Consider the following 12,081-nt stretch of genomic DNA (forward strand, 5'->3'; position numbering starts at 1 on the left):
GCTTCTGTAAAGACGCCCGCACACCGGGAAAGCGTGGAGTTTGGTGGCACGCGAGTTGCAATAAATTGAAAAGCCGACCGACCGGTACAGCGTCGGCGTTTTCATTTCTTCCACGATGCACACCTCCCAATTCCTCCCTGTCGCGGCCCTCGCTGCGGCCTTGCTCACGGCCTGCGGCGGCGGCTCCGGCGGTTCGTTCGGCTTCACGCCGTTGCCGATCACCAATGCACAGCCGCCCGCCGGCCCGCCCTCGACCGACGCACCGCCCGCCGTGCGCTTCGATCCCGCCCTGTGCACGCAGCAGGCCGGCGCGCCGCACGGCCAGACGGCCGGCATCACCGGCACCAACCTGATGGTGACCTCCGCGCACTACGAAGCGTCGAAGGCCGGCTGCAAGATCCTGGCGACCGGCGGCAGCGCCATCGACGCGGCGATTGCCGTGCAGGCCGTGCTGGGCACGGCCGAGCCGTTCGCCTCGGGTCTGGGCGGCGGCACGCTCATCACCTACTACGACGCGGCGAGCAAGAAGGTACGGACCTTCGACGGCCTCTCCGCCGCCCCATCGAGCACCGGCGGAGCGACGACGGTGTACCAGGCCGTCGCACAGGACGTGTCCGCCACGCCGCCGTACAACCTCTGCAAGTCGGGCCTCGCGGTCGGCGCGAGCGTCTCCTCGCAGCAGGGAAACACCAACATCTCCGCTCGCGCCGTGGGCATTCCGGGCACGGTGGCGGTGCTCGACCTGGTGCACCGCAGCTACGGCAAGAAGGCCTGGAACACGCTGTGGGACGACGCCATCGGCCTGGCAGAGAACGGCTTCCCGATGACGAAGTACATGTACACCACGCTCTACGCCGACAGCGCCGAGTTCGACGACGACGGCAATCCGGTCTCCGCAGGCACCGGCGTGGCCGCCTGGGTGAACTCGGCCAACACGGTCAGAGGCGCGCCCCGCTGCAAGTACCCCGACATCGCCAAGCGCTACTGCGACCCGGCCGATGCCTCCAGGCAGAAGCCGCTGCCCATCGGCACGCTCATCAAGAATCCCGAGCTCGCGCAGACCATGAAGCTCGTGCGCGACGGCGGCGCCACCGCCTTCTACGATCCGGCGCAGGACACGGTGAAAGCCATCGTGCAGCGCACCACGCTCGACAGCCTGCCTTGCAGATCGATCCTCCCGAACTCGGGACCGGCGGGCAACCCAAGCACCGCGACGACCATCGCGTCGATCCCGAGCCTGATGGTGCCCGCCGACTTCCCGGCCTACAAGGCGGTGGAGCGCAAGCCACTGGTCGGCACGCGATTCGGTACGACCATCTACACGCAGCCCGCGCCGTCGTTCGGCGGCTTCGTCACGCTGTATTCGCTCGGCATCCTGGAGCGCAAGCACGTACAGGACGAAAAGGCGCTCGACACGCCGCGCTTCGTCTACCTTGCGGCCGAGGCGAGCCGGCTCGCGAACGTCGACCGGCGCGCCGTCATCGGCGACCCGGCCTATTCAAACAGCAACGCGCGCGCCTCGGTGCTCCTGAGCGACATCGAACTCGACAAGCGCGCCGCGCAAATCGGCGAGACCGCCTTCGCCACCGCGCCCGCGGGCAACATCGGCAGCTTCGTGGCGACGGACCCAACCGGCTACGACACGATGGCTGCGCTGGCCAAGCCCCGCAAGACGATGCTTGCCAAGGCGCCGAGCGGCGCCGCGCACGACGAAGACTGGAACACGACGAGCAACGTCGCCATCGTCGACGGCTACGGCAACGCGCTGTCGATGACCACCACCATCAACACGCACTGGGGCGCGCACATCGAGGCGGCCGGCATCATGCTGAACAACGTGATGTCGAACTTCTCGGCCGGCACGCCGCTCAGCGGCTCGGACGTGAACGGCTATGCGGGCACCAAGCGGCCACGCACCTCGATCGCGCCGGCCATCGCCTTCGACGGCAACGGCAAGCTGCGGCTGGTGTGGGGTTCGGCGGGCGGCGGGCCGATTCCCGACTACATCGTGAAGACCTTCATGGGCAACGTGGTGTACGGACTGGACCTGCAGGCGGCCGTCAACGCGCCCAACTTCACGGGCCAGAACGGCAATGCGGAACTGGAGGCCGGCTCGGCGCTGGCGCCGCTCGCGGCCGACATGCGCACGCGCTTCGGCTACACGACGGACAACCTGCTGGTGACGGGGTTGCTCAGCGGCATCAGCGGCATCGCCGTGACGCAGAACCCGAATGGCAGCGCCACCTACAGCGGCGCCGCGGACAACCGCCGCTCCGGCGCCGCGAACGGTTATTGACCGAGAAGGCCGGGCTGCCGCTCAGCAGCCCAGCAAGTCGGCCAACTGGTCGATGTCGCGCGCATGCAGGCTGTTCTCGGCCTGCGGCGAAACGTCCTTCGGCTGCGCTCGCCCGAATTCGTGGGGTCGCTCGATGTAGGCGGTCTTGAGGCCGCACACGCGCGCGGCGGCCAGGTCGTCGTGGTGCGCGGCCGCCAGCATTACCTGGCCCGGCGTCGCATCGAACACGCCCGCTACGCCAAGGTACGTGCGCGGGTCCGGCTTGTAGGCCTTGAACACCTCGGCCGACAGCACGCAGTCCCAGGGCAGGCCCGCGCGCTTGGCCATCTCGGTCAGCAAACCGATGTTGCCGTTGGAGAGCGTGCAGATGGTGAACTTCTTCTTGAGCCGCGTGAGCCCGGGCACCGAGTCGGGCCACGCCGGCAGCCGGTGCCATGCACGGCTCAGGTCGCGCTTGGCGGCGGTGTCCAGGCGGTCGGCCAAGTCGAAGTCGCGCAGCACTTGCTCGAGCATGCTCAGGTGCAGTTCGTCGAGCAGCGTGAAGCCGCCCTCGCCCGCTGCAATGCGCTCCATCACCGCCTTCATCGCGGGCTGGTAGCCGGCACGCCAAGCGAGCGCGAAGGTCGCGCCCTCCACGCCCGGCAGTACGCGCTCGACTTCGGCGGCGATGCCGCTGTGCCAATCGACCACCGTGCCGAACACATCGAACGCGATGACCTTCAGGTCGCTCGCATCGAACTCGGCGCGCATGTCAACGCGACAGCTGGCTCGCGGCGCGTGCCAGCTGTTCGATGCGTGCCCAGTCGCCGTCGCGGATCGCGTCGGTCGGCACGATCCACGAGCCGCCCACGCAGGCCACGTTCGAGAGCGCCAGGAACTCGGCCGCGTTGCCCGCATGGATGCCGCCCGTGGGGCAGAAGGTGACGTCGCCGAACGGCCCCTGCCATGCCTTGAGCATCGGCAGGCCGCCCGCTTGCAGCGCGGGGAAGAACTTGAGCTCGGTGTAGCCGTCTTCCTGCGCCGTCATGATTTCGCTGCCGGTGGCCACGCCGGGCAACAGCGGCAGGCCGAGGTCGTGGCACGCCTTGCCGACCGAGCGCGTGTAGCCCGGGCTCACGCCGAACTTGGCGCCAGCCAGCGCCGAGGCCTGCGCATCGGCCGCGCTGCGGATGGTGCCGGCGCCGGCCACGGCCTCGGGCACTTCCTTGGCGATGGCCTCGATGCATTGCAGCGCCTGCGGCGTGCGCAGCGTGACCTCGAGCATGCGGATGCCGCCGGCCACCAGCGCGCGCGCCAGCGGAATGGCGTCCTTCACGTCGTTGAGCACGATGACCGGAATGACCGGTGCGTCGCGCATCACGTCGAGCGCGGTGAGTTTGTCGTTCATAGCCATGAGCAGGCTCCTTCTTCAGCGGTGAGTGCATTGCGGCGCATGCCGGCGAACAGTTCGCGGCCGAGGCCGTGTCCGTCGGCGATGCGCTGCGCTTCGGGCAGCGTCGCGATTTCGCGCGCAGCCCATTCGTCTTCGGGCAGCAGCACGGCGAGCGTACCCGCTACCGCGTCCAGGCGGATCACGTCGCCGTCGCGCACCTTGGCGAGCGGTCCGCCCGCGGCCGCTTCAGGCGACACGTGGATGGCCGCCGGGATCTTGCCCGACGCGCCGCTCATGCGGCCATCGGTGACCAGCGCCACGCGGAAGCCCTTGCCCTGCAGCACCGAGAGCGGCGGCGTGAGCTTGTGCAGCTCGGGCATGCCGTTGGCCTGCGGACCCTGCCAGCGCACCACGCAGACCACGTCGCGCTCCAGTTCGCCGGCGGTGAAGGCCTTCTGCAGTGCGGCCTGCGAATCGAACACGCGCGCGGGCGCTTCGATCACATGGCGGTCGTCGGGCACGGAGGACACCTTGATCACGCTGCGGCCCAGGTTGCCGCTGAGCAGCTTCAGGCCACCGGTGGCGCTGAACGGCTCGGCCACGGTACGTGCGACCGCGTCGTTCTTCGACGGGGCTGCGGGCGTCCAGTTCAAGCGCTGCTCGCCGCCTTCGACCAAGGTCGGGATGTTGGCGAATTCGCGGATGCCGCCGGCGCGCACGGTGAGCACGTCGCCATGCATCAGGCCCGTATCGACCAGCTCGCCGATCACGAAACCGGGGCCGCCCGCAGCCTGGAACTCGTTCACGTCGGCGCTGCCGTTGGGGTACACGCGGGTCAGCAGCGGAATGATGTCGGAGAGCTTCGAGAAGTCGTCCCAGTCGATCACGATGCCTGCCGCACGGGCCACGGCCACCCAGTGGATCAGGTGGTTGGTGGAACCGCCCGTGGCCAGCAGCGCGGCCATGGCGTTGACGATGCAGCGCTCGTCGACCATCTCGCCGATCGGCGGGCAGCTGAACGCCGCATCACCCGCCTTGCCCAGCACCGTGCGCACCGCCTCGCGCGTGAGCGTCTCGCGCATCGCATCGCCGGGCTGGATGAAGGCCGTGCCGGGCACGTGCAGGCCCATGGCTTCGAGCAGCATCTGGTTGCTGTTGGCGGTGCCGTAGAAGGTGCAGGTGCCCACCGTGTGATAGGCCGCCATCTCGGCATCGAGCAGGCCTTGCCGGCCCACGAGCCCCTGTGCCGCCTGCTCGCGCACCTTCGACTTGGCGTTGTTCGACAGGCCCGAGGGCATCGGGCCCGCGGGCACGAACACGGTCGGCAGGTGGCCGAAGTGCAGCGCGCCGATCAGGAGGCCGGGCACGATCTTGTCGCACACGCCGAGCATCAGCGCGCCATCGAACATGTCGTGCGTGAGCGCGATGGCGGTGCCCATGGCGATGACGTCGCGGCTGAAGAGGCTCAGCTCCATGCCGGGCGTGCCCTGCGTGACGCCGTCGCACATCGCGGGCACGCCGCCCGCCACCTGCGCGGTGGCACCGAGGCGCCGCGCCTCCTGCTTGATGATGTCCGGGTAGCCCTGGTACGGCGCGTGGGCCGAGAGCATGTCGTTGTAGGCGGTGACGATGCCGATGTTGGGCGCGCGCTCGGTCACCACCCTGAACTTGTCGTTGGCCGGAATGCCGGCCACGGCATGCGCCACGTTGGCGCAGCCCATGCGGTCGGAGCCTCGGTCGCGGTCGCGGATTTCGGCCAGCCTCGCGAGGTAGGCGCTGCGCGAGCCACGGCTGCGCTCGCGGATGCGATCGGTGACGTCGCGGACGGTGGGATGTGTGCTGCTCATGGGGGTATTGGCTCTTGCTGCGTGTCGCCGGAGCGACTGGAGGCCTGGAAGCCCATCGTACCAAGCCAGGCGCAAACGGCCGATGAAATCCGGGCGCCAAACGATACGAATTTACTCAGGCATGGCCCGGTGTGCTGACCCGCAAATAGCTGCGCCCGCTACGAGTGTCAGCGCAGTGCAGGCAGCCACAGGGTCACCGTCAACCCGATGGCCGCGCAGGCACCGAGCAGTGGCATCACGCCGATCTTGAAGCGGAACAAGGCAACGGCCGCCGCGACGGCAATCAGCGCCGAGACGGCGTCGAAGCGGCCACCGAAGCCCTGCGGCCAGAGCACGTGGTACGCGAAGAAGAGCGCCAGGTTCAGGATCACGCCAACCACCGCCGCCGTGATTGCAGACAGCGGCGCCGTGAAACCCAGCTTGCCGTGCGTGGCCTCGATGGCGGGCCCACCGGCGAGGATGAAGATGAACGAGGGCAGGAAGGTGAAGAAGGTCACGACGGTCGCGGCCAGTGCCCCCGCCAGGAACAACGAATCCGGCCCCAGCACCTGTTTCAGCCATCCGCCGACAAAGCCGACGAAGGCCACGACCATGATGAGCGGACCCGGTGTCGTCTCGCCCAGGGCAAGGCCATCGATCATCTGCGCGCCCGACAGCCACTGGTGGTTCTCGACAGCGCCCTGGTAGACGTAGGGCAGCACGGCGTAGGCGCCGCCGAAGGTCAGCAATGCCGCCTTGGTGAAGAACCAGCCCATTTGCGTGAGCGTGCCCTGCAGCCCCTGCGTGGCGATCAGCACGCCCATGGCGAGCAGCCAAAGGCCCAGACCGACCGCGAGGACCCTGAGCAGGTGCGCGCGCGAGAAGCGTGCGTGCGGCGGCGTCGGCGTGTCGTCGTCGATCAGCGCCGGACCGTAGCTTTGCCCGGCACTGCCATGGCCACCGCCGAGTGCGAAGACCCCGGGCGCCCAGCGCGCCCCGAAGTGACCGATCAGGCCGGCTGCCAGCACGATCGCTGGAAACGGCGTGTCGAACGCGAAGACCGCCACGAACGCGGCGGCGGCAATGCCCCACATCCACCGGTTCTTCAGCGCGCGGCTGCCGATGCGGTGCGCCGCGTGCAGCACCAGCGCAGTGACGGCCGGCTTGATGCCGTAGAAGATGCCGGCCACCGCCGGCACGTTGCCGAAGCGCAGGTAGATCCACGACAGCGCGATCAGGATGAACAGCGAAGGCAGCACGAACAGCGCACCGGCCACGATGCCACCGCGCGTGCGGTGCATCAGCCAGCCGATATAGGTGGCCAGCTGCTGGGCCTCGGGGCCGGGCAGCAGCATGCAGAAGTTCAGGGCGTGAAGAAAGCGTTTCTCGCTGATCCAGCGCCGCCGCTCGACCAGCTCGGCATGCATGATCGCGATTTGCCCGGCGGGCCCGCCGAAGCTGATGAAGCCGAGCTTGAGCCAGAAGCGTAGCGCTTCGGTGAAGGAAACAGGCTGGAGGGGCGCGGAAGGCGCTGGAGGGGTGTCAGGAAAGGCGGTGTCCACGGCAGGCTCCGTTGTGAGTCACCAGCACTTGGACGGGACACCGTCTATCTTTGCAGACCGGGAGGCTGTTTTCCCGTGCCGCGGATCGTAGCAGTTCGAATCAGGCCGATCGCCTGCCCGGCGGGAAGGTTTTCGATGCCCCGGGGACCGAGCCGGCCCAGGTTCAGTCGACCAGCCTGGCCTCGACGCGGCGCGCCTCGGCGTTGTTGCCCGAACCCGCCGTCACCTCGGGCTTGTGCAGGTCGATCTTGCCGGCCGGCACGCCCAGGCCCACGAGCACGTCGCGCACCATCTCGGCCCGCTTCTTCGCGAGCGATTCATTGAGGGCGGCATCGCCCGTGGTGTCGTGAAAGCCCGAAACCACCACCTTGCGGCCGCTCTCCACGCCCTTGATGACCGCGGCCAGCGCTTCGGCGGCGCCCGGTGCGAGGTCGGCGCTGCCGGTCGCGAAATAGAAGTTCACCACGCCGTTGACCACACGGATGCTCGCGCCGTCGGGGATCGTGACCGTGACCGTCTCGGTCACTTCGGCCAGCTTGGGCGCCTCGCCGGGTGCGGGCGACGAGATCACCACGGCCGGGGGCTTGCCCTGTGCCGCAGCAGCGGCACTGGCGGCGCCAGAGGCACTGTGGCCCTTGTGCCAGATCACGATGCCCACCACGAAGAAGATCACCAGCGCGATCAGCGCCATGAGAAAGCCGAGGATGAAATTCTGCTGGCTGTCGTCGTCGCTCATGGGTGCGCGTGCTCCGTAATTGAGGGGTCGGTAAATAATGGTGCGGTGAACCATGACCCCGAAATTGTAGGCGGCGCCCCTGACAGGCCCGTGTCGGACCCCGCGCCGAATCCGGGACCGCCCGGACTGGACCCCATGCCCAAGCCCCTGCGCGATCCGCAGCCCATGCTCGAGCGCGCGATTGCCGACTGGGGCGGGCACGAGGACCTGTGGCTCTTCGGCTACGGCTCGCTGATCTGGCGGCCGGAGTTCGGCTTCATCGAGCGGCGCCCGGCCTGGGTGCACGGCTGGCACCGGGCGCTCAAGATGTGGAGCCGCGTCAACCGCGGCAGCATCCAGACGCCGGGCCTCGTGTTCGGCCTGCTCTCGGGCGGCAGTTGCCGGGGCATGGTGTTCCGGGTGCCCAAGGCCGAAGGGCTCGAAACGCTGCGCCGCCTCTGGCTGCGCGAGATGCCCACCGGCGTGTACGACCCCAAGTGGCTGCGCTGCGGCACGGCCGAGGGCCCGGTCAACGCGCTGGCTTTCACGCTCTCGCGGCGCAGCCCCAATTTCACGGGCGATCTCAGCGACGAGCGCTACCGCCACATCTTCGCCCACGCGGTCGGCCGGTACGGCAGCTCGCTCGACTATGCGCAGCAGACCCTGCTCGAACTGCAGCGGCATTCGATCCACGATGCGGCGCTGGCCCGGCTGGTGGCGCTGGCCGAGGCCAAACAGGCATCCGAGGCATCCGCGGCAGCCGCCGATTGCGATGCGCCCCCGGCTCCGGTATATGTTCCGGGGTCTTCCGACAATTCGTCTTCCCAACCTTCTTCATCCCGACCGTCCAAGGAAAAACCATGAACCATCGTCGTCTCTTCGCCACTAGCGCCGCCCTCCTGGCCACCGCCGTGCTCGCCGCCTGCGGCAGCATGGGCGGCAAGCCGAGCACGGCCGTCGAGCTGGTGCCGACCGCCGCGATCACGCCCAACCCGACCCGCGGCACGGTCAAGCTCACCGCCCTGGACCACGGCGTGCGCGTCTCGGGCGAAGTGCGCGGCCTCGTGCCGGGCAGCGAGCACGGTTTCCACATCCACGAAAAGGGCGACTGCGGCGACAACGGCAACGCCTCGGGCGGCCACTTCAACCCGGCCGGCGGCACGCACGGCAAGTTCGCCGCGCCGGGCAGCCATGCCGGCGAACTGCCGAGCCTCGTGGCCGATGCCGGCGGCGTGGCCCGCTTCAGCGTGGACGACCATTCGATCTCGCTGACCGACGGCGCCGCCAACAACGTGGTCGGCCGCGCGCTGGTGGTTCACCGCGACCGCGACGACTTCACGACGCAGCCGGCCGGTAACTCGGGCCCGCGCATCGCCTGCGCAGTGATTCCGAAGGGCTGATCCGCCCGATCAGCGCCCCGCGCGTTCGAGCCACAGCGCCTCGGCGCGCGCCAGGGCCTCGGGCGTGTCGATGTCGGTCACGATGCCGGCATCGTTCACCGCCAGGTCCGCTACCGAATCGATAGCACGCATCGACCGAAGAACGGGCGCTGCTCCGAGGTTTCCCTCCAGCGCCGCGAGCTGCGCGCGGCATCCGGCCGCAAAAGCGACCGGATGCCCCCGCTCCCCCATGAACTGCGGCTGCACGGCGTTCAGCCGGCCGTTGAGCGCGCCGGCCACTGCCCGCAGCGTCTCGGGCAGCACTAGCGGCAGGTCGCCCGGCAGGATCAGCCAGCCGGCGGCATCGGGCGTGGCGCGCACCGCAGCCGCAATCGAATCGCCCATGCCCGGGTGACCCGCATCCTCCAGACGCCACGGCAGGCCGCTCGCGCGCACCGCATCGAGCGTGCGCTCCAGCACCGGTTTGCCCGCGAGCAAAGCCTTCAGTTTCGAGCCCGTGCCGCCAGCTGCAATGAAGCGCTCGCCCCGGCCGGAGGCCAGCACGATCACCACGGGGGAATTCGCCTTCGTCATCATGGGCCGAGTATGTGCGCAACAATCCCGGCATGACTTCCCCTCTCTCCAACGAAGCGCTCGCCGCGCTGCGCAAGAGCTACGAGCGCGCCGAACTCGGCGAGACCCAAAGCGCGAACGATCCGCAGAAGCAATTCGAACGCTGGCTCACCGAGGCCATCGACGCCCAGGTGCCCGAGCCCAATGCGATGACGCTGTGCACCGTGGGCAGCGACCTCAGGCCCTCGAGCCGCATCGTGCTGATCAAGGGCTACGACGCGCGCGGCCTCGTCTGGTACACCAACTACGAAAGCCGCAAGGGCCGCGAGCTTTCGGGCAATCCATATGCATCGCTGCAGTTCCACTGGGTCGAGCTCGAGCGCGTGGTGCGCATCGAAGGCCGCGTCGAGAAGGCCGGCGCCGACGAAAGCGACGCTTATTTCGCGAGCCGCCCGCTCGACTCACGCATCGGCGCGTGGGCCAGCCCGCAGAGCGAAGTGATCAGCGGACGCGACGTGCTGGTGAAGAACGCGGCCGTGGCCGCCGCCAAGCACCTGCTCTCGCCGCCGCGCCCGCCGCACTGGGGCGGCTACCGGCTGGTGCCGGACCGCTGGGAGTTCTGGCAGGGCCGCAAGAGCCGGCTGCATGACCGGCTGCGTTACCGGCTCGAAGGCGCGGACTGGGTGCGCGAGCGGCTCGCGCCCTGATCTTCTTCGTCAGGCGTCGCAGCCTACGACCTTGAATTCGACGCGACGGTCCAGCGCATCGCTCGCATCGTCGGCTCCCGTGCCGACGATGTTCTCGCGAAAGCCCATGCCCGACTCGCGCAGCTTCTTCGCGAGCGGCGGCGCCTCGGTCACCAGCCGCGACTTGACGCTCACCGCGCGCTGCAGCGACAGCCGCTCGTTGACCGACTCCGAGCCCGTGCGGCTCGTGTGCCCCGTCACCACCACGCACGAATCGATCTGCGCCGCCTGGCGTGCGATCTGCCGCAGCCACATCGGGTAGGCCGCGCTGATCTTCGGGTCGGCGAGGAAGTCGGTCGAGCCCGGCTTGAACAGGAACTTGACGCTCAGGTTGTTGGTTTCCAGGCCCAGGCGCGCGATGGTGCCGAAGGTTTTTTCCGCATCGGCCGTGCGCCCGAGTTGCGACTGCGTGAGGTACAGGCCGCTGTAGATGCGCAGCTGCTGTCCGTCGGGCCGCTTGGCCGCCGCCTCGTAGCGGCCGAGCGCCTCGCTCATGCGGCCGGCCTCGTAGGCCGCGGTGGCTTCCTGCAGCACGGTCGATGTCGGCAGGCGCTCGAGGTACAGCGCATCGGCCGCCTGACCCGGCTGGGTTTCGGCGGTGCGGATGTAGCCCTCCACGCCGCGGTCCTTGCCGTTCACCGGGCTGTCGCGAAAGAACGCGGTGGGCCGCGTGTCGAGCGTGGCATCGCTGATGCGCGCGACCGACTGCGCGATCACCACGCCGCTCTTGATCTCGGTCAGTGCGAGGTTCAGGCGGTAGCGCCCGCCGGCGGTGGCGTCCTTGTCGCGCATCAGCGTGCCGTTGAGCACGTACTGCGCATTGCCGATCTCGGCGGTGTTGAACGGAGACACGGTGAACTGCTTGAACTGCGCCTGCATGCGCTGCACGATGCGCTGCTCGGCCACGCGCGTCACCTCGGTCTGCTGGCCGCTCGCGCCGTCGAGCAGCGGGTCGATCGCGATGCGGCGCTGCGAGAGCGACTCCACCTTCGCAAGAAAGGCCGGCAGCTTCTGCGTCTGCACGATCAGGTCGTCCACCGCCTGGTTGACGGCCTGGTCGAAGGGCATGGCATTGCCCGGCACGGGGCGGTTCGCGCAGGCGGCGGCGAGCGCGGCGGCGCACAGCGTCAGCACGCGCAATGCGGTGCGGACCCTTTGCATGTTGGTGTTCATCATCAGCACTGGCTCCTCAATGTCTTCATGTCCTCGTCCGACAACGGCTCGCCGACGGCGGCGCGCATGTTGATGTCGGTGCAGCGTTTCGAGGGCGTGGGTCTTTTCGCCACGGGCTCTCTCTGCGCTTCGTATGGATGCGGCAGAGGCGCGGCCAACGCCGTGGCCTGCGGCCTGGGCTTTGCGTTCGGCCTGGCTGCGGTTGCGGGCTTCGCTTCGGCCTCCGCCGGCCTTTCGGGCGCCTCGCGCGGCACGTTGACCGAGAGGCACGGCGTCCTGCACGGCTTGCCATCGGCCGCCGCCTGCGCGGGTGCGCCGAAGAGCGCGATCACCGTCGCGACCACCGCCATAGCAACAAGGGGCGAAGAGCACGCCGGGTAATTCATCAGCCGGCAAATGTAGGGCGGTGGGCGTCGTGCGCCATCCCACCAAACGGCCA

Annotated in this window: 12 protein-coding genes; 5 read left to right on the forward strand and 7 right to left on the reverse strand. The window is 68.9% G+C overall.

Annotated elements, in window-relative coordinates:
- The first annotated feature begins 115 nt into the window (after positions 1-115).
- Positions 116-2,296, forward strand: coding sequence for a gamma-glutamyltransferase (locus GNX71_RS23230; protein WP_206174607.1), 2,181 nt, complete (start codon positions 116-118; stop codon positions 2,294-2,296).
- A 21-nt stretch (positions 2,297-2,317) separates the two neighbouring features.
- On the opposite strand, the gene GNX71_RS23235 is transcribed toward GNX71_RS23230, so the two are convergent.
- From GNX71_RS23235 to GNX71_RS23255, 5 genes are all read right to left on the reverse strand, one after another.
- Positions 2,318-3,046, reverse strand: a complete 729-nt coding sequence (locus GNX71_RS23235) for a haloacid dehalogenase type II (RefSeq protein WP_206174608.1) — start codon at positions 3,044-3,046, stop codon at positions 2,318-2,320.
- A 1-nt stretch (position 3,047) separates the two neighbouring features.
- A complete protein-coding gene (gene eda, locus GNX71_RS23240) occupies positions 3,048-3,689 on the reverse strand; it encodes a bifunctional 4-hydroxy-2-oxoglutarate aldolase/2-dehydro-3-deoxy-phosphogluconate aldolase (RefSeq protein WP_206174609.1) in 642 nt (213 codons plus the stop codon).
- Positions 3,680-5,515 carry a phosphogluconate dehydratase gene (gene edd / locus GNX71_RS23245; RefSeq protein ID WP_206174610.1) on the reverse strand — a complete coding sequence of 612 codons (1,836 nt, stop codon included), beginning with the start codon at positions 5,513-5,515 and terminating at the stop codon, positions 3,680-3,682. Before edd ends, eda begins: the two co-directional genes overlap by 10 nt.
- Before the next feature lie 167 nt (positions 5,516-5,682).
- Positions 5,683-7,056, reverse strand: a complete 1,374-nt coding sequence (chrA, locus tag GNX71_RS23250) for a chromate efflux transporter (protein WP_206174611.1) — start codon at positions 7,054-7,056, stop codon at positions 5,683-5,685.
- A 163-nt stretch (positions 7,057-7,219) separates the two neighbouring features.
- Complete coding sequence (locus GNX71_RS23255; RefSeq protein ID WP_206174612.1) at positions 7,220-7,792, reverse strand: OmpA family protein; 573 nt, start codon at positions 7,790-7,792, stop codon at positions 7,220-7,222.
- 135 nt (positions 7,793-7,927) lie between these two features.
- On the opposite strand from GNX71_RS23255, the gene GNX71_RS23260 reads away from it, so the two are divergent.
- Together GNX71_RS23260 and GNX71_RS23265 are read left to right on the forward strand one after the other, a co-directional pair.
- Positions 7,928-8,635, forward strand: a complete 708-nt coding sequence (locus tag GNX71_RS23260; RefSeq protein ID WP_206174613.1) for a gamma-glutamylcyclotransferase — start codon at positions 7,928-7,930, stop codon at positions 8,633-8,635.
- The gene (locus GNX71_RS23265; protein ID WP_206174614.1) at positions 8,632-9,171 is read left to right on the forward strand and encodes a superoxide dismutase family protein; all 540 of its coding nucleotides are present in this window, start codon (positions 8,632-8,634) and stop codon (positions 9,169-9,171) included. Before GNX71_RS23260 ends, GNX71_RS23265 begins: the two co-directional genes overlap by 4 nt.
- Before the next feature lie 9 nt (positions 9,172-9,180).
- Here the strand turns inward: GNX71_RS23265 and GNX71_RS23270 are convergent, their stop codons facing one another.
- The gene (locus GNX71_RS23270) at positions 9,181-9,747 is read right to left on the reverse strand and encodes an NTP transferase domain-containing protein (protein ID WP_206174615.1); all 567 of its coding nucleotides are present in this window, start codon (positions 9,745-9,747) and stop codon (positions 9,181-9,183) included.
- 29 nt (positions 9,748-9,776) lie between these two features.
- Between GNX71_RS23270 and pdxH the strand changes: the two genes are divergently transcribed.
- A complete protein-coding gene (pdxH, locus tag GNX71_RS23275; protein WP_206174616.1) occupies positions 9,777-10,430 on the forward strand; it encodes a pyridoxamine 5'-phosphate oxidase in 654 nt (217 codons plus the stop codon).
- Positions 10,431-10,439: 9 nt separating this feature from the next.
- Here pdxH and GNX71_RS23280 read toward each other — a convergent pair whose 3' ends face one another.
- Complete coding sequence (locus GNX71_RS23280; protein ID WP_241027027.1) at positions 10,440-11,645, reverse strand: OmpA family protein; 1,206 nt, start codon at positions 11,643-11,645, stop codon at positions 10,440-10,442.
- A 24-nt stretch (positions 11,646-11,669) separates the two neighbouring features.
- Between GNX71_RS23280 and GNX71_RS23285 the strand changes: the two genes are divergently transcribed.
- Positions 11,670-12,023 (forward strand): hypothetical protein, encoded by a 354-nt coding sequence (locus GNX71_RS23285; protein ID WP_206174617.1) that lies wholly within the window; start codon positions 11,670-11,672, stop codon positions 12,021-12,023.
- The last annotated feature ends 58 nt before the right edge of the window (positions 12,024-12,081 follow it).

It is taken from the genome of Variovorax sp. RKNM96 (assembly GCF_017161115.1).
Classification (GTDB): domain Bacteria; phylum Pseudomonadota; class Gammaproteobacteria; order Burkholderiales; family Burkholderiaceae_C; genus Variovorax.

Coding starts and splice junctions, on each gene's coding strand:
- GNX71_RS23230 (WP_206174607.1), top strand. CDS start 116: ATGCACACCTCCCAATTCCTCCCTGTCGCGGCCCTCGCTGCGGCCTTG.
- GNX71_RS23235 (WP_206174608.1), bottom strand. CDS start 3,046: ATGCGCGCCGAGTTCGATGCGAGCGACCTGAAGGTCATCGCGTTCGAT.
- eda (WP_206174609.1), bottom strand. CDS start 3,689: ATGGCTATGAACGACAAACTCACCGCGCTCGACGTGATGCGCGACGCA.
- edd (WP_206174610.1), bottom strand. CDS start 5,515: ATGAGCAGCACACATCCCACCGTCCGCGACGTCACCGATCGCATCCGC.
- GNX71_RS23255 (WP_206174612.1), bottom strand. CDS start 7,792: ATGAGCGACGACGACAGCCAGCAGAATTTCATCCTCGGCTTTCTCATG.
- GNX71_RS23260 (WP_206174613.1), top strand. CDS start 7,928: ATGCCCAAGCCCCTGCGCGATCCGCAGCCCATGCTCGAGCGCGCGATT.
- GNX71_RS23265 (WP_206174614.1), top strand. CDS start 8,632: ATGAACCATCGTCGTCTCTTCGCCACTAGCGCCGCCCTCCTGGCCACC.
- GNX71_RS23270 (WP_206174615.1), bottom strand. CDS start 9,747: ATGATGACGAAGGCGAATTCCCCCGTGGTGATCGTGCTGGCCTCCGGC.
- pdxH (WP_206174616.1), top strand. CDS start 9,777: ATGACTTCCCCTCTCTCCAACGAAGCGCTCGCCGCGCTGCGCAAGAGC.
- GNX71_RS23280 (WP_241027027.1), bottom strand. CDS start 11,645: ATGATGAACACCAACATGCAAAGGGTCCGCACCGCATTGCGCGTGCTG.
- GNX71_RS23285 (WP_206174617.1), top strand. CDS start 11,670: ATGTCCTCGTCCGACAACGGCTCGCCGACGGCGGCGCGCATGTTGATG.